This is a genomic window from Streptomyces sp. SID5643, assembly GCF_009872555.1.
Classification (GTDB): Bacteria; Actinomycetota; Actinomycetes; order Streptomycetales; family Streptomycetaceae; genus Streptomyces; species Streptomyces iakyrus.
In genome coordinates, this window is record NZ_WWIC01000249.1 from 1 (window position 1) to 17,174 (window position 17,174).

Genomic DNA, 17,174 nt, shown 5'->3' on the forward strand with positions numbered 1-17,174 from the left:
CACCCGGCCGGGCGCCGCCGGACGCACCGGCACCGGAACCCGGCGTCCCGGCAGCGGGACCGCCCGCCGCCGGACCCGAACCGCCCGGCAGCCCGGCCCCGTTGGTGGAGCCGCCGCCCGGACCGCCCTTGCCCCCGCCGGACTTGCGCGGCGCGAACCAGTCGCTGGCCGGCTTGTCCTCGCCCTGCTGTGCCGGATCGGCGGGAGCCTCGACCGTGCCCGCGGACGGGGTGGCGCCCGGCGCCGTCGGCTCGTCAGCGCGCTGCTCGGTGTCGGCCTGGCCCTCCGCCTCGGCGACGGGCTTGCGCACCACCACGGGTGGAATCGGCCGCGACCCGGGGATGTTGATCCGGATCCGGGTCGTCAGCGTGGTCTCGGTCTTGCGTTCCTCCGGCCGCGTGGCGGAACGGCCCGCGTCCGCACCGGCGTCGGAGACCGTCGGGGTCCCGTACGGCGGCGTACCCGACGGGTAGGCGGCTCCGCCGCGCCCGTTGGGCCCGGAGGACGGAGTGTCAGTTTCACGACTCAAGGCAGGTTCTCCCGGTTGGCTCCGCCGCCCCACACGACCTCACGCGGGCAGCTCGGCGGCGCGCACCACCATACTGGCCACTTCTCGCCCGTATCCCGTGACCGCCGGGGAAACCCACACCGGACCCCCACGGCCACGTCCTGGCGAAGTGGTACGTCACTTGGCAAGTCGGACGGGATCGCCGTCCGGTTGCCGCCCCGGGGAGAGGGTGGCACAGATCACAGCTACGGCGATGCCCCCGAGCAGGAAGAGATAGGAGCCGCTCCCCGCAGCGAAGAGGAAGTCGCCCTCGGTGCGGCTGGCGGTGAGCAGGACGACCGCGAGCATCCAGCCCGCGGCGACCGCGACACCCCCGGCCCGGCCGCGCAGGACGCGGGTGGCGCCCAGGACGGCTCCGGCCTCGGCGACCAGGGCGAGCAGCAGGCCGCCCGGGAACCAGCCGGGCTGTACCAGCGCCCCGGCCACGCCGACCACGGCGCCGAGCACGAAGAACCCCAGGCAGGCGGCGGCGCGTCCAGCGGTGGGCGGCCGCATCGGCTGGGCCAGCATCGACGTACGGTCGCTCATGAGGCCTCCTCCAGACCGGCGAACAGGTCCGTCTCGCGCGGGCCGGGGCCCCGCTCACCGCGCACCAGCTCGTAGTACTCGGTCGTGAGGACGGGCTGGGCGAGTTCGTTGGAGAGCACGAAGTACGGCCCGGCCACGGTGATCTGGGTGGCGTGGGCGCGCATCGCGGCGGCCTTGGCCCCGGCGTGGGCGGTGCCGTCGATCTCGGTGGTGATCCGCTCCTCGGACACGACACCCGGGACGTCGTCGGCCTCGGCCGCCTTGGTGAAGGGCGTGCCGGGCAGGTCCCCGCGGAGCCGCGCGAAGGACTCCTCCACAACGGGCCGGGGGACCCGGTTCCAGTAGACCTTGGGGATGGGCACACCGGCTTCGGCGGACAGTTCCACGGCGCGCATCGCGACGCGATGGGCCTGGATGTGGTCGGGGTGGCCGTAGCCGCCGTTGTCGTCGTAGGTCACCAGGACCTGGGGGCGTACCTCACGGATCACTTCGACGAGGTGCGCGGCGGCCTCGTCGACGTCGGCCTGCCAGAAGCAGGCGGGGTCGTCGTTGTCGGGCAGGCCCATCATCCCGGAGTCGCTGTAGCGCCCGGCGCCGCCGAGCAGACGGACGTCCTGGACGCCGAGCTCGGCCATGGCGGCGGCGAGCTCACGGCGGCGGTGCTGCCCCAGGGCGGCGCCCGTCAGGTGCGCGAGCTCGGGCGGGATGACCTCGCCGCGTTCACCGAGGGTGCAGGTGACCAGGGTGACGTGGGCACCCTCGGCCGCGTACCGGGCCATGGTCGCGCCGTTGTTGATCGACTCGTCGTCCGGGTGCGCGTGCACCAGCAGCAGACGCCTCGCGGAGCGAGGTGAGGGTCCCCCCTGCTCGGAGAGCTCGGGGGAGGGCAGTTCCGTCATGGGACCAGCCTACGAGGTCCCATGACGGTCAGAACTTGATGCTGCCGATCATGCCCGCGATGTTCGTCGTCAGCTCGTTGATCGTGGGAGCGACGGTCGAGGAGGCGAGGTAGAAGCCGAGCAGCATGCAGACGATCGCATGCCCCGCCTTCAGCCCCGACTTCTTGATGAGCAGGAAGACGATGATCGCCAGCAGCACCACCGCCGAAATCGAGAGTGCCACGGCGGCTCACCTCCAAAGATCCACGAGGACGCGGGGGGTCGGACTATGGGGGCATCAAATCCGTACAGCAGCCAGCAGGTTCATACCCACTATGCGACATTGATCATAACTATCCGTCTGCGCGCATCGATCGGCGCACGGCCGCACAAGGGGGCGCATGGCCAATATGGTCAGGGCATGACGACCGAGCCTCACTCCTTCCCCCGACGGCACGCCCGTACCCAGCGCTTCACGCTCGGCGCGCCGCGCTCGTTCACCGTGGCGCCCGACGGTTCGCGTGTCGTGTTCCTGCGCTCCGGTTCCGGTACGGACCGGGCGAATTCGCTGTGGGTCCTCGACGTGGAGGAGGGCGGGGAGCGCGTGGCCGCCGATCCGCGCGCCCTGCTGGGCGGCGCCACGGAGGATCTCTCACCCGAGGAACGGGCCCGGCGCGAGCGCAGCCGTGAGGGCGGCGCCGGCATCGTCGGGTACGCCACCGACTCGGCCGTCGAATTGGCCTCTTTCGCCTTGTCAGGGCGGCTTTTCGCGGCCGAGCTGCGGGCCGGGACGGCACGTGAGCTGCCCGTGCCGGGGCCCGTGATCGATCCGCGCCCGTCGCCCGACGGGCGGCATGTCGCCTATGTCGCGCGGGGCGCCCTGCGGGTGGTGGGCGCCGAAGGGGAGGGCGACCGGGCGCTCGCCGAGCCGGAGGCGGAGAACGTCTCCTACGGGCTGGCCGAGTTCATCGCGGCCGAGGAGATGGGGCGTTCCCGGGGCTTCTGGTGGGCCCCGGAGTCGGACCGGCTGCTCATGGCGCGGGTGGACGACACGCCGGTGCAGCGGTGGTGGATCGCCGACCCGGCACATCCGGGGCGGGAGCCGCAGCGGGTGCCGTACCCGGCGGCGGGCACCGGCAACGCGGAGGTGCGGCTGTTCGTGGTCGGTCTGGACGGGCTGCGCACGGAGGTCGCCTGGGACCGGACCCGCTTCCCGTACCTGGCACATGTCCACTGGTCAGCGGCGGGCGCGCCGCTGCTGCTCGTACAGGCGCGCGACCAGCGCAGTCAGCTGATCCTGGCCGTGGATCCGGATTCCGGCGCGACGCGGATGGTGCACGCAGACGAAGATCGAACATGGCTTGATCTTTTCCCCGGAGTGCCCTGCTGGAGCCCGTCCGGGCAGCTGGTGCGGATCGCCGACGAGGGCGGCGCGCGGGTGCTGGCGGTCGGGGACCGGCCGCTCACCGGCGCACAGTTGCACGTCCGGGCCGTGCTGGACGTCTCCGGGCACGACGTGCTGATCTCGGCGTCCGCGGGCGCGGAGGCCGCCGGTGAGCCGGAGACGGGCCAGGTGCACGTGTACCGGGTGAACGAGCTGGGCGTGGAGCGGGTGTCGCAGGAGCCGGGCGTGCACGCGGCGGTGCGGGCCGGGGAGGTGACGGTCCTGGTGTCGGCGACGCTGAACCGGCCAGGTTCGCGTGCCCAGGTCCTGCGCGACGGAAAACCGACCAGGACTGTCCCCTCGTACGCCGAAGATCCCGGTATGTCCCCCCGCGTGACGCTCACCGAGGGGGGCGCACGCCGTGTCCCGTGCGCCGTGCTTATGCCTCGGGACTACGACGGTGACACCCCCCTGCCGGTGCTCATGGACCCCTACGGCGGCCCCCACGGTCAGCGAGTGCTCGCCTCCCACAACGCCCACCTCACGTCGCAGTGGTTCGCGGACCAGGGCTTCGCGGTCGTGGTCGCGGACGGCCGCGGCACCCCGGGCCGCTCCCCCGCATGGGAGAAGGCGGTCCACCACGACTTCACGCTGTCACTGGACGACCAGGTGGACGCCCTGGAGGACCTGGCCAAGCGCCACCCCCTGGACCTGTCCCGGGTGGCGATCCGCGGCTGGTCCTACGGCGGCTGGCTGGCGGGCCTGGCGGTGCTGCGCCGCCCGGACGTCTTCCACGCGGGCATCGCGGGCGCACCGGTGACGGACTGGGCCCTGTACGACACCCACTACACGGAGCGCTACCTGGGCACGCCGGCGGAACACCCGGAGTCCTACGCCAAGAGCTCCCTGGTGACCGCCGACGGGCTGTCCTCCCCCGCCGAGCCGCACAGGCCCCTGATGATCGTGCACGGGCTCGCCGACGACAACGTGGTGGTCGCCCACGCCCTGCGTCTGTCCTCGGCCCTGCTGGCCGCCGGCCGCCCCCACGAGGTGCTGCCGCTGTCCGGCGTCACCCACATCACCCCCCAGGAACAGGTCGCCGAGAACCTGCTCCTGCTCCAGGTCGACTTCCTGAAGCGCTCCCTGGGCATGCCGGCCGCCTGAACACGGCAACGGGCCGGGACGCCTTCCGGCGCCCGGCCCGTCTACGGCACCCGCACGGCCGTACGCTGACCAGCCTGACGTGTCCGTATATCGGAACCGGGTCGGCGAAGTTGCCTGCGTGTTAACCCAGTTGGGGCTGAGCGGCGCCGGTGGCCCCGACGGCCGCCCGCACGGCCGGAGACGCCGGTTCCCGGCACCCTGGAGGGTGCCGGGAACCGGGTGCAGCCGGTCAGGCCGCGTGGACCACGTCCTTCTCCTCCGCGAAGTGGCAGGCCGACTCGTGGGCCGCCGGGGTGTCCTCGCCCTTGAAACGCTCGGGGACCGCCAGGAGCGGCACCTCCTGGGCGCACTTGTCCTCGGCCTTCCAGCAGCGGGTGCGGAAGCGGCAGCCCGAGGGCGGGTTGGCCGGGGACGGGACGTCGCCGGTGAGGATGATCCGCTCGCGGCCCTCGCGGGACTCCGGGTCGGGGACCGGGACGGCCGACAGCAGCGCCTGGGTGTAGGGGTGCGTCGGGTGGTCGTAGATCTCCGTGTCCGTGCCGATCTCGGCCATCTTGCCGAGGTACATCACGCCCACGCGGTCCGAGATGTGCCGGACGATCGACAGGTCGTGCGCGATGAAGAGGTACGAGAGGTTGAACTCGTTCTGCAGCTTCTCCATCAGGTTGATGACCTGCGCCTGGACGGACACGTCCAGCGCGGAGACCGGCTCGTCGCAGACGATGATCTCGGGGTTCAGGGCGAGGCCGCGGGCGATGCCGATGCGCTGGCGCTGACCGCCCGAGAACTGGTGCGGGTAGCGGTTGATGTACTCGGGGTTGAGGCCGACCACGTCCAGGAGTTCCTGGACCTTGCGGCGGCGGTCGCCCTTCGGCGCCACCTCGGGGTGGATCTCGAAGGTCTCCCCGATGATGTCGCCCACCGTCATACGGGGGTTGAGCGAGGTGTACGGGTCCTGGAACACCATCTGGATGTTCCGGCGGACCGCCTTCAGCGCACGCCCGGACAGCTTGGTGATGTCCTGGCCCTTGTAGAAGATCTCGCCCGCGGTCGCCTTCTCCAGCATCATCAGCAGCTTGGCGACCGTGGACTTGCCACAGCCGGACTCGCCGACGATGCCGAGCGTCTCGCCCTGGTAGAGGTCGAAGGAGATCCCGTCCACGGCCTTGACCGCGCCGACCTGACGCTTGAACAGGATGCCCTGGGTCAGCGGGAAGTGCTTGACCAGGTTGCGCACCTGGAGGATCGGCTCACCGCGCTCCACCGGCGCGTCGAGCGCGGCCACCGCCGCCTCCTCGGTCGCGACATCGACCGTCTCGACCTCGGTGACGTTGGGGGTGGCGTCCATGGACTCGTCCTTCTTGCCCAGCTCAGCCATGGATCGTCTCCTTCCAGAAGTGGCACGCGCTGCCGCGGCCGGTCAGCTCGCCGCCGTCCCGCTCGGTGACGGGGTGCAGCGGCGGGATGTCCGTACGGCAGATGTCCTGCGCCTGCGGGCACCGCGGGTTGAACGCGCAGCCGGACGGGATACGCGTCAGGTTGGGCGGCAGGCCCTTGATCGCGTACAGGTCCTGGCCCTTCTGGTCCAGGCGCGGGATCGACTCCAGCAGACCCTTGGTGTAGGGGTGCGCTGGCCGCTTGTACAGCTCGTGCACCGGGGCCGTCTCCACGATCCGGCCCGCGTACATCACCGCGATCTTGTCCGCGACGTCGGCGACCACGCCGAGGTCGTGCGTGATCAGGATCAGGCCCATGTTGTACTCGCGCTGCAACTCCGCGAGCAGGTCCATCACCTGGGCCTGGACCGTCACGTCGAGGGCCGTGGTCGGCTCGTCGGCGATGATCAGGTCCGGCTCCAGCGCGAGCGCCATGGCGATCATGATGCGCTGGCGCATACCGCCGGAGAACTGGTGCGGGTAGTCGTTGACGCGCTCCTTGGCGGCCGGGATCTTCACCCGGTCCATGAGCTCGATCGCCTTGGCCTTGGCGTCCTTCTTGGACATGCCCTCGTGGACGCGGAACATCTCGCCGAGCTGGTAGCCCACCGAGAGCACCGGGTTCAGCGAGGAGAGCGCGTCCTGGAAGATCATCGCGATCTTGTTGCCGCGGATCTTCCGGCGCTCCTCGCCGGACATCTTCAGCATGTCCTGGCCGCGGAAGAGGATCTCTCCCTTGGGGATGCTGCCGGGCGGCATGTCGAGGATGCCCATGATGGCCTGGGCGGTGACGGACTTGCCGGAGCCGGACTCGCCGAGGACGGCGAGCGTCTCGCCGGCGGCGACGGAGTAGTTGACGCCGTTGACGGCCTTGGCGACTCCGTCGCGGGTGCGGAACTCCACGTGCAGGTCGCGGACTTCGAGCAGCGGGCGACCCGCGCCCTGCGAGCCGTCGGCCGAGGGGCTCTCGGCCGTTTCGTCGATGATGGTCACGTACGCCTCCCTCAGCGCAGCTTGGGGTCGAGGGCGTTGCGTACCGCATCGCCGAACATCAGGAACGAGAGCACCGTGATCGAGACCATCACCGAGGGGATGATCAAGGTGTGCGGGGCGATACGGAGCTGCTCGCGTCCTCGCGCCACGTCGCCGCCCCAGGACACGGCCGCGTCACCGAGACCCACACCCAGGAAGGACAGGGTGGCTTCGGCCGCGATGTAGCCGCCGAGCGCGATGGTCGCGACGACGATGATCGGCGCGAGTGCGTTGGGCAGGATGTGACGGAACAGGATCCGGGAGGTCGAGGCGCCGAGGGCCTTGGCGGCCACCACGTAGTCCGCCTGCTTGATGGTGATCACGGCACCGCGGGCGACTCGGGCGATCTGGGTCCAGCCCAGGAAGGCGAGGGCCATGATGACGACCCAGACGGTGCGGTCGTCGAAGGAGTTGAGCACGACCAGGGCACCGAGCAGGAACGGGATGCCGAGGAAGATGTCGGTGACCCGCGAGAGCAGGGTGTCGGTCCAGCCGCCGAAGTAGCCGGCGATCATGCCGATGACCGTGCCGATCACGGTGACGGCGACGGTGACACCCACACCGACGGTGATCGAGGCGCGGGCACCGTAGACGACACGGGCGTAGATCGAGCGGCCCTGGACGTCGTAGCCGAGCCAGTCCGGGGCGAAGAGGTGGCCCCAGTTCGGCTTGCCCAGGTAGTGCTTGGCCAGGTCGGCGTCGCGCGGCGAGGCGCTGGTGAACAGGCCCGGCCAGAACGACATCACCAGCAGGAACACGATCAGCACGGCCGATATCAGGAACAGCGGGTTGCGCCGCAGGTCGTGCCAGGCGTCGGACCACAGGCTGCGGGCCTTTTCGGGAGCCGGGCCGGCGTCGGTGACGATGACGCCCGCGGTGCTCGCGGTGTCACCGGGAAGGGCTTCGACCTTCTCGACGGTCTTGTCAGGCATACCGGATCCTCGGGTCCAGGACCGCGTAAAGCAGGTCGACGATCAGGCTGGCGGCGAGGTAGATGAGCACCATCAGCGAAGCGATTCCCACGACGGTGGCGCCCTCACGCCGGGTGAGCGCCTCGTAGATCTCGAGGCCGATGCCCCGCACGTTGAAGATGCCCTCCGTCACGATGGCACCGGTCATCAGGCTGCCGATCTCGATACCGAGGAAGGTGACCACGGGAATCAGCGAGTTGCGCATCAGGTGGACACCGATGATACGGCGGCGCGGCAGCCCCTTGGCCACGGCGGTGCGCATGTAGTCGGACCGCAGGTTCTCCGCGATCGAGGTACGGGTCAACCGGGCGACGTACGCGAGGGAGAGCGACGCCAGCACGATGGCGGGAAGCGCGAGCTGGGACCAGTTCGTCGAGTCGGTCACGGTGGGTGTGGTGACCTGCCACTTGAACGCGAACTGGTACTGCAGCAGGAAGCCCAGCACGAAGGACGGCATCGAGACGAGGAACAGCGTCAGCGTCAGCAGACCGCGGTCCCGCAGCGTGTCGGGGCGCAGGCCGGCGACGACACCGAGGCCGATGCCCACGAGCGTGACGAAGGTGAAGGCGAAGAGCGTCAGTCTGATCGTCACCGGGAAGGCGTCGGCGATGACGTCCGCGATGGGCCGCTGGCTGGCGATCTGGGTACCGAAGTCGCCCTGGAACAGCCCGGCCATGTAGTTCACGTACTGCTGAAGGAGCGGCTGATCAAGGCCGAGGTCCTTCTTGATGCTCGCGACCACCGCCGGGTCGTACGCCTGATCCCCCATCATCGCCCGGACGGGGTCGCCGGGCAGGGCGTACATCATGCAGAAGATGAGCAGGGTTGACCCGATGAACACCGGGATCATCTGGAGCAGTCGTCGTGCGACATAGCGCCCCATAGGTGCCTCCGTGAGGGGTTAACGCAGGTGCGGGGGCCGTCTCCTCGCGACGAGACGACCCCCCGCACCTCCCACCGCCGCCTGAATCGGCGGTGGGCTTACGGCCGAGTGGGAAAAGCCCGAGGGCTCCTCTTACTTGGTGGTGACGGCCCACACTTCGAGGTCACCGTGGAAGTCGACGTTGACGTTGTCGACGTTCTTACCGTGGCCGCCGTTGATGCGGTAGTACCAGAGCGGGATGGCCGGCATGTGGTCGACCAGCTTCTTCTCGACCTCCTGGAAGGCCTTCACCGACTCGTCGAGGGACTTGGCCTTGTCGGCCTTGTCCATCAGCCCGTCGATCTCCTTGTTGGAGAACCTGCCGTTGTTGGCCTCGGCGGTGGTGTGGTACAGCTCCTTCATGAAGTTGGCGTTGACCGGGTAGTCGGCGACCCAGCCACCGCGGTACATGCCCTTCACCTGGTCGTTGTCACGGGCCTCCAGGTCCGTGGCGAAGTCCGGCTTGGGGTCGCCGGCGCAGTCGACACCAGTGGCCTTGCGGATGGACTCGCAGACCGCGGTCACCCACTCCTTGTGCCCACCGTCGGTGTTGTACTGGATGGTGAACTTGTTGCCCGGGACGCCGCCACCCTCCTTGATGAGCTGCTTGGCCTTCGCCGGGTTGTACGTGAACACGTCGGTGTCCAGGTTCTGGTTGCCCTTGACACCGGGCGGCGTGAAGGACTGCGCCGGCGTGCGGGTGTTGTTCAGAACCGTCTTGGTGATCGTGTCGCGGTCGATCGCCATCGACAGACCCTGCAGGACCTTCGGGTCGATGTCCTTGAAGGTCTTGGAGTAGAACGCCGGGGTCAGCGACTGGAGGGCCGCGTACGGCTGCTCGATGGCGCCGTCGCCGAGGTCCTGCTTGTACTTCGGCAGGTCCGTCGGGCCGACCTGGCGGATCATGTCCAGGTTGCCGGAGACGACGTCCTTGTAGGCGGCCTCGAGCGTCGTGTAGGCCTTGAACTGGACGCCCTTGTTCTTCGCCTTGTTCGGGCCCTGGTACTCGTCCCAGGCCTTGACCTGGATGAGCTTCTTGTGGTCCCACTTCTCGAACTTGTAGGGACCGTTGCCGACCGGCTTCTGGCCGAAGGCCTTCGGGTCGTCGTAGAAGACCTTGGGCAGCGGGGCCCACGTGGTGTAGCCGAGCTTGTAGTTGAAGTACGGCATCGTGTACTTCAGCTCGATGGTGAAGGTGTGGTCGTCCACGGCCTTCAGACCGGACATGGTCTCGGCCTTCGGGTCACCCTTCTCCGGGTGGACGTCGTCGTAGCCCTTGATGTCCTGGAACCAGAACGAGTTCTGCTGGTTGTTCTTGATGTTGGCGTACCAGTTCCAAGCGTCGATGTACGACTTGGAGGTGACTTCTTCGCCGTTGTGGAACTTCCAGCCCTTCTTGAGCTTGACCGTCCACGTCTTGGAGTCGTCGGTGGTGACCGACTCCGCGTTCGTGTAGACGACGTTGCCCTTGGCGTCGAAGTCCAGCAGCTGGGTGAAGAGGGACTGGATGACGTACGAGCCGTTGGACTCGTTGGTGTCAGCCGGGATCAGGGGCTTCTGGGGCTCGCCGACGTCGATCGAGACGTAACCGGCAGGTCCGGAACCCTTGCTCTTACCCTCGTCATCACCGTTGCCGCCGCAGGCGGTGGCGGCCAGGGCGACGACTATCGCCCCCGCGACCCACTTGGCGCTCTTGGCACCGCGCATGGGTTCCTCCTAAAGAAGTCATTGGTTCACCGCGAAGGGAGCACAGACAGACCACCGCCACCGCCCGTCGCCGGTGCCGGAAATCGTCAGGTGCCCCCGCGCTCGTGAGTCGGCGCCGCTGCCAGCGGGTGACCCGTACATCCGAGCTCTACGCGCCTAACTATCTGCCAAACGCCAGGGCCGAACCACACCCACGAGGTCTCGGTTCGATCACAGCTCGCGTATACATCTTCCAAAATCCGGACAAAGGGTTTGGTGAGAGATCCCTGCGAAACGGACTTGTTACACATCTATCGGTAAAGACTGTCCGCATTCCGGACGCGAGAGTGAGAAAAACCGCTTGCGACGTACCGTGGGTCCCGTGCAGGGTTCCACCGGAGTCTGTCGCGCGCTCAAGGGGCTTGTGCGGCAAGGCCGTTGTGCGTTCCCCGAGGCCGGGGAGGCAGGGCACTTCCGCAGCAGGGTAGTGGGAGAAGACCGCCCCTGACGGCCGTCACCGGCAAGTCGAGGGTTTTCCCTACCCCTTGCCCCTGCGTTACCTCCCCTTCAGACAACGCCACCGGGCACCCCGCTCACGCGGAGTGCCCGGTGCTGTCGTACTGCGGCAGGCGTCAGCCGTGCTTGGCGCGGCTCGCGGCGCGGGCGCGCTCGCGGGCGTCCAGGTTCACCTTGCGGATGCGCACGGCCTCCGGGGTGACCTCGACGCACTCGTCGTCCCGGCAGAACTCCAGGGACTGCTCCAGCGACAGCTTGCGGGGCGGGACGATCGACTCGGTCACATCGGCCGTGGAGGACCGCATGTTCGTGAGCTTCTTCTCCTTGGTGATGTTGACGTCCATGTCGTCGGCGCGGGAGTTCTCGCCGACGATCATGCCCTCGTACACCTCGGTGCCCGGCTCCACGAAGAGCACGCCGCGCTCCTGGAGGTTGGTCATCGCGAACGCGGTGACGGCACCGGCGCGGTCGGCGACCAGGGAGCCGTTGTTACGGGTCTGGAGCGTGCCGAACCAGGGCTCGAAGCCCTCGTGGATCGAGTGGCCGATGCCCGTGCCGCGGGTCTGGGTCAGGAACTCGGTGCGGAAGCCGATGAGACCGCGCGAGGGCACGACGAACTCCATGCGGACCCAGCCGGAGCCGTGGTTGGACATGTTGTCCATGCGGCCCTTGCGGACGCCCATGAGCTGCGTGACGGCGCCCATGTGCTCCTCGGGCACGTCGATCGTCATGCGCTCGACGGGCTCGTAGGTCTTGCCGTCGACCTCCTTGGTGACGACCTGCGGCTTGCCGATGGTCAGCTCGAAGCCTTCCCGGCGCATCGTCTCGACCAGGATGGCCAGCGCCAGCTCACCGCGGCCCTGTACCTCCCAGGCGTCGGGACGCTCGGTGTCGAGCACGCGGAGGCTGACGTTACCGATCAGCTCGCGGTCGAGGCGGTCCTTGACCTGGCGGGCGGTGACCTTGCGGTCCTTGACGGCCGCCTTGTTGTCGGCGCCCTTGCCGGTGGCGCCGCGGCCTACCAGCGGGGAGGTGTTGGTGCCGATGACCATGGAGATCGCGGGCTCGTCGACCGTGATCAGCGGCAGCGCGACCGGGTTCTCCGGGTCGGCCAGGGTCTCGCCGATCATGATGTCCGGGATACCGGCGACCGCGCAGATGTCACCGGGGCCGGCCATCTCGGCCGGCTTGCGGGTGAGCGCCTCGGTCATCATCAGCTCGGAGATGCGGACGCTGCTGACGGACCCGTCGCGCTTCATCCACGCGACCGTCTGGCCCTTGCGCAGCTCGCCCTGCTCGACGCGGAGCAGCGCGATACGGCCGAGGAAGTTGTCGGCGTCCAGGTTGGTGACGTGGGCCTGGAGCGGGGCGGCCTCGTCGTAGGTGGGGGCCGGGATGTGCTCCAGGATCGTGGAGAAGAACGGCTCCAGGCTGGTGGAGTCGGCCGGGACCGTGCCGTTGTCCGGCTTGGTCAGCGAGGCGATGCCGTCGCGGCCGCAGGCGTAGACGATCGGGAACTCGATCTGCTCCTCGTCGGCGTCCAGGTCGAGGAAGAGGTCGTAGGTCTCGTTGACGACCTCGTCGATCCGGGCGTCGGGGCGGTCCGTCTTGTTGATGCACAGGATGACGGGCAGCCGGGCCTGGAGGGCCTTGCGCAGCACGAAGCGGGTCTGCGGGAGCGGACCCTCGGAGGCGTCCACGAGCAGGACGACACCGTCGACCATCGACAGACCGCGCTCGACCTCGCCGCCGAAGTCGGCGTGACCGGGGGTGTCGATGATGTTGATGGTGATGACGTCCCCCCCGTCCTTCGGGTGGTACTTCACCGCCGTGTTCTTGGCCAGGATCGTGATGCCCTTCTCACGCTCCAGGTCGTTCGAGTCCATCATGCGGTCGTCGACCGAGTCGAGCTGGTGCGCGGCGAAGGCGCCGGCCTGCTTCAGCATGCCGTCGACGATGGTGGTCTTGCCGTGGTCGACGTGGGCGACGATGGCGACGTTGCGGATGTCGTGGCGCGTGGCCATAAAAGGCGTACTCCCGGAGTGGTGGAAATGCCCTGCGCGTACGTCGGTGGTGCGCGGGCCCTGCCGGGCTCAACATGCCACGGCCTCACCCCATGGTACGGGGCTGCGGCCGCGGGGGTTAGCCGGGCTACGTCGGTGCAGGTCAGGCCACGTTTCAGGGAGCTGTTCAGGCGCAGGAGCGCCGGGCGACCTCCCGGGCGAGGGCCGAGTCGGGGCGCTCGTCGCAGTCGGTCAGGCCGGAGATGTCGACCGTCCAGTTCCGGGCGTGGCCGGAGACGGTCCTGCCGTCCGGGCAGGTGTAGCGGAAGTCCGCCGTCACTTCCCGCACCCCGGCGTACTGGACGAACTCGCCGGCCGCGTGGGGCGAGACGCGGCCGTCGTCGAGCTCGGGGGCCGGGAGCCGGACGTCGGTGAACGCCCAGGTCTCGCCACTCACCTCCGCCAGGGTGCGCGCGTCGGAGTCGATCGCGCCGATCTTCTTGCCGAGCGAGAAGAGGATCTCCGCAGGCGACGGGGCCGGTCCGTCGGCGCGTACCGAGGGGCTGGGGGTGTACACCCGCCGGATGCGGTTCTGCAGGCTGCCGCCGCCCTCGCCGAGCCGCTCGGGGTCGGAGATGCCGGTCAGCCGGTCCCGCTTCGTGACGTGGGACCAGGCGAACGTGCCGTCCGAGCAGGTCTTCGCCACGGCCTTGCCGGTCTTCTCGCCCTTGCCGTCCCCGTCCCCCGTGCAGGCCGTCAGCCCCGTCACCAGAACCCCGATGACCAGTCCGGCCCCGCAGGCCCGTCCCACCGTGCCGCGCATCCGCCGGCCCCCGTCCCCCGAGTACGGACGCCCGGCGCCCGCACCATGATCAGTCTCCTCATGGTGCGGACGCCGGGCGGGGACGGCAAGGCGTTTGAGCGTTCCCAGAGCTACCGGGCGGCCGAGCCCTTCGCCGAGGGGCCCGACGCCGGCTTCGCGCCCTTCTTCAGAGAAGCCCATGTCCTCGTAGACCGGTGTGCCGAAGCCGAAGGCGCCGGTGTCGAGGGTTCCAGAGCCCCCGGCGGCCCGGGCGGGCCGCCGGGGCCGCTTGGGGGCGGCTCGGCTCAGTCCGCCGCCCTCGCGGCTCGGGAGTCCGGCGGGCACAGTTCACGGGCCGCCGCACGGGCGCCCACGCCTTCGGGCAGTTCCTCGGAACAGGGCATGAAGCCGCTGCCGGTGCCCTCCCACGTCCGCACCCGCCCCTTGACGGGCTCGCCGTTTCCGCAGGTGTACGTGAAGTCTGCGGTGACCAGCCTGATGTAGCCCCAGGAGTAGTACGCGCCCTTGAGGTCGCCGGTCGCCACCTCGAAGAAGTGGTCCTCCTCCGGGACCTCCTTCTCGGAGGGACCGGCGAGCGGTTCCTCGGCCTTCAGGTGTCTGCCCAGCGCCATGATCACGGCGGCCGCGCCGATGCCCCGGGGCGCGCCGGTCACGGACGGCCGGTAGACCTTGTCATCCACGGGCTTGAGCTTGGCCGAGTAGGAGGCGGTCCGCTTCTCGAACATGATCGGGTCGCTCATCGCGGTCAGCTTCTGCGTCCGCTGCACGCCGGACCAGGCATAGCCGCCGTTCGTGCAGGCCTCGGCCTTGCCGTCGCCGCCCGCGTCCCCCGTGCAGGCCGTCAGCCCCGTCACCAGCACCCCGATGACCAGTCCGGCCCCGCAGGCCCGTCCCACCGTGCCGCGCATCCGCCGGCCCCCGTCCCCCGAGTACGGACGCCCGGCGCCCGCACCATGATCAGTGCTCCTCATGGTGCGGACGCCGGGCGGGGACGGCAAGGCGTTTGAGCGTTCCCAGAGCTACCGGGCGGCCGAGCCCTTCGCCGAGGGGCCCGACGCCGGCTTCGCGCCCTTCTTCAGGAAGCCCATGTCCTCGTAGACCGGTGTGCCGAAGCCGAAGGCGCCGGCGTTCACGAGGTTCTTGCGGGCCGCGAGGAGCTGGGGGCGCTGGAAGAGGGGGATCGAGCCGGCCGCCGCCCAGATGCGGGAGTCGGCCTTGCGGATCAGGGACCGGGACTCCCCCTCGTCGAGGGTGGTCACGGCTTCGTCGAAGAGCTGGTCGACCTGGTCGGTGCCGACGCGCGTGTAGTTCTGCTCGACGTTCAGCGAGCCGTCGGCGGCCGGGACGGGCTTGGCGAAGACGGGGCGGGCGTCGGTGGCCGGGTACGCCGTGGCGGGCCAGGAGTACAGGGCGAGGTCGTACTGGCCGGAGGCGATGTGGTCCTTGAAGTAGGACTCGTCGGAGACCTTGGAGATCTCCGTGCCGATGCCGACGCGCTCCAGCATGCGGGAGATGCGGTCCGCGACGGTGCGCAGTGTCTGGGAACCGGGCCCGGAGGGGAGCACGAAGCGGAGGGTGAGCGCCTTGCCGTTCTTGGCGAGCCGGGCGGCCTCCTGGTTCGCCGGGGCGGCGGTGCCCCGGGGGGCGTACGCACCGGGGGCGCCGCCCTGGTGCTGCTTGTACTGCCTGCCGTCGGGGGCGAGGTGACCGGCCGGGTCCGGCCCGTGCTGGGCCTTGTTGTCCTCGCCGCTGTCCTCGGCCTCCTCGCCCTCGGGTCCGGCGGCCTTCTCCTTCTTCTGCTCCTCGACCGGGCCGCCGCGCACCCACCCGGCGTCCGCGAGCAGCGCCTGGGCCTCCTTGGTGTCCTGGCCTCCGAGGGCGCCGCTGTTGTCGGCGTAGTGGGCCTGGCCGGACAGGGCGAGGTGGCTGCCGACCGGGACGGCGGGCAGGCCGAGGGGCTTGAGAACGGCCTGGGCGAGTTCCTTGCGGTCCAGGGCGCGGGCGACGGCCCTGCGGACGCGTTCGTCGGTGAGCGGACCCTCGGCGCCGTTCAGGGCGAGCTGGGTGTAGGCGGGCTCCAGGGACTTGCGGACCTCGAAGCCGCTGAGGGCCTGCTGCTGCCGGGCGTACTTCACGGCCGCCTTGCGCAGCTTCTTGCGGGCGACGGTCTCCTCGTCGGCGGCGTCCTCGTCGGAGCCGTTGGCGACGGCCCAGGAGCGCAGGGAGTCCGCGGCGGACCGGTCGGCGTCCGGGCCCATCAGCGGGCTGCCGGAACTGCGGGGGCGGGCGGCGAGGGTGATGCGGCGGGCCGCAGCCGGGTCGATCTCGGCCAGGTCGAGGGTGCCGGCGGCCAGCTCCGCGGCCCGCTTGTCGCGCGGGACGGTGCGCAGCACGATCTCGGAGAGCCTGGCCGGCTCGCCCCACCAGCGCGGGTTGCGGGTGAGGGTGATCTCCCCGTCCTCCCGGTCGGCCTTCTCCACCAGGAAGGGGCCGGCGGTGACCTTGAGCTTCTTGCGGGCTCCGTCGTTGAAGGAGTCCGGGGTGCCCATGACGTCCTTCGGGTACAGCGGCGAGAACAGCGAGCGCCAGTCGGCGTAGGGGCGGCTGAAGGTGACCCGCACCTCCAGGGCGCTGTCGCCGCGCTCGATCTTCTGGATGCGGTCGTAGCCGGCGTTGCGGGCGGTCCAGTAGGCGGTGTCCTTACCGGACAGGGCGCGCCACTGGGCGGCGAAGTCGGCGGCGCCGATCTCCCGGCCGTCGCTCCAGACGGCCTCCTGGTTGAGCTTGTACAGGACGACCTGCTTGGGCTCGGTCTCGACGACCTCGGCGGACTCCAGATAGGCGGGGTTGCGCTCCGGGCGCCCGGAGGCGTCCATGCGGAACATCGACGGCAGGACGGCCTGGGCGACGCGGGTGGTGGTGGCGTCGGCGTCCGACTGGAAGGTGTTCAGCGTGTCGGGCACGGAGTCGACGGCCCAGCGCAGGCTGCCGCCGTCGGCGATCCGGTCGCGGGGGGCGGGCTGGATGTCCTGCCCGGCGAGCGGCTTGCCGGACGGGTCCTCGGAGCCGCATCCGGCGAGCGCGGGCACCGCGAGCACCCCCGCGGTGAGGAAGGCGACCGAACGCGTGACCGCGCGCGGGCCGACGCCGTGCTGGGACATCTGTGCTACCTCCGGGAAGCCGCGGGCGTTATGATCACTTTTGGCGGTATTTGGAGTTCATCTGATGTATGCGGCCACTGAAGAGGAAAGGGTTCGGCAACG

General features: G+C 69.8%; 13 protein-coding genes and 1 pseudogene. 1 reads left to right on the plus strand and 13 read right to left on the minus strand.

Features of this window, described 5'->3' with window-relative positions; translation table 11 throughout:
• The 4 genes and pseudogenes from GTY56_RS40085 to GTY56_RS27095 form a co-directional block, all read right to left on the minus strand.
• Positions 1–529: pseudogene (locus GTY56_RS40085) on the minus strand (hypothetical protein); the annotation flags it as partial.
• 156 nt (positions 530–685) lie between these two features.
• Positions 686–1,096 (minus strand): DUF6113 family protein, encoded by a 411-nt coding sequence (locus GTY56_RS27085; protein ID WP_161367929.1) that lies wholly within the window; start codon positions 1,094–1,096, stop codon positions 686–688.
• The gene (mshB, locus tag GTY56_RS27090) at positions 1,093–1,995 is read right to left on the minus strand and encodes an N-acetyl-1-D-myo-inositol-2-amino-2-deoxy-alpha-D-glucopyranoside deacetylase (RefSeq protein ID WP_161367930.1); all 903 of its coding nucleotides are present in this window, start codon (positions 1,993–1,995) and stop codon (positions 1,093–1,095) included. The genes GTY56_RS27085 and mshB overlap by 4 nt, the downstream gene beginning before the upstream one ends.
• 28 nt (positions 1,996–2,023) lie before the next feature.
• The gene (locus GTY56_RS27095; RefSeq protein ID WP_030842840.1) at positions 2,024–2,218 is read right to left on the minus strand and encodes a hypothetical protein; all 195 of its coding nucleotides are present in this window, start codon (positions 2,216–2,218) and stop codon (positions 2,024–2,026) included.
• A 177-nt stretch (positions 2,219–2,395) separates the two neighbouring features.
• Here GTY56_RS27095 and GTY56_RS27100 point away from each other — a divergent pair, with 177 nt between their 5' ends.
• Positions 2,396–4,522 (plus strand): S9 family peptidase, encoded by a 2,127-nt coding sequence (locus GTY56_RS27100; RefSeq protein ID WP_161367931.1) that lies wholly within the window; start codon positions 2,396–2,398, stop codon positions 4,520–4,522.
• Positions 4,523–4,751: 229 nt separating this feature from the next.
• Here GTY56_RS27100 and GTY56_RS27105 read toward each other — a convergent pair whose 3' ends face one another.
• The 9 genes from GTY56_RS27105 to GTY56_RS27145 form a co-directional block, all read right to left on the minus strand.
• A complete protein-coding gene (locus GTY56_RS27105; RefSeq protein ID WP_161367932.1) occupies positions 4,752–5,900 on the minus strand; it encodes an ABC transporter ATP-binding protein in 1,149 nt (382 codons plus the stop codon).
• Entirely contained in the window at positions 5,893–6,951 is a 1,059-nt protein-coding gene (locus GTY56_RS27110; RefSeq protein ID WP_161367933.1) for an ABC transporter ATP-binding protein, read from the minus strand. The genes GTY56_RS27105 and GTY56_RS27110 overlap by 8 nt, the downstream gene beginning before the upstream one ends.
• Before the next feature lie 11 nt (positions 6,952–6,962).
• Positions 6,963–7,922: an ABC transporter permease gene (locus tag GTY56_RS27115; protein WP_161367934.1), complete on the minus strand. Its 960-nt coding sequence runs from the start codon at positions 7,920–7,922 to the stop codon at positions 6,963–6,965.
• Positions 7,915–8,844: an ABC transporter permease gene (locus GTY56_RS27120; protein WP_161367935.1), complete on the minus strand. Its 930-nt coding sequence runs from the start codon at positions 8,842–8,844 to the stop codon at positions 7,915–7,917. The genes GTY56_RS27115 and GTY56_RS27120 overlap by 8 nt, the downstream gene beginning before the upstream one ends.
• Positions 8,845–8,976: 132 nt before the next feature.
• Entirely contained in the window at positions 8,977–10,590 is a 1,614-nt protein-coding gene (locus GTY56_RS27125) for a peptide ABC transporter substrate-binding protein (protein ID WP_161367936.1), read from the minus strand.
• Between the two features lie 611 nt (positions 10,591–11,201).
• Entirely contained in the window at positions 11,202–13,109 is a 1,908-nt protein-coding gene (gene typA / locus GTY56_RS27130; protein ID WP_033311120.1) for a translational GTPase TypA, read from the minus strand.
• A gap of 166 nt (positions 13,110–13,275) precedes the next feature.
• Positions 13,276–13,911: a hypothetical protein gene (locus GTY56_RS27135; RefSeq protein ID WP_161367937.1), complete on the minus strand. Its 636-nt coding sequence runs from the start codon at positions 13,909–13,911 to the stop codon at positions 13,276–13,278.
• A gap of 284 nt (positions 13,912–14,195) precedes the next feature.
• Positions 14,196–14,819, minus strand: a complete 624-nt coding sequence (locus tag GTY56_RS27140) for a hypothetical protein (protein WP_161367938.1) — start codon at positions 14,817–14,819, stop codon at positions 14,196–14,198.
• A gap of 111 nt (positions 14,820–14,930) precedes the next feature.
• Positions 14,931–17,072 (minus strand): ABC transporter family substrate-binding protein, encoded by a 2,142-nt coding sequence (locus GTY56_RS27145; protein WP_161367939.1) that lies wholly within the window; start codon positions 17,070–17,072, stop codon positions 14,931–14,933.
• Positions 17,073–17,174 lie beyond the last annotated feature (102 nt).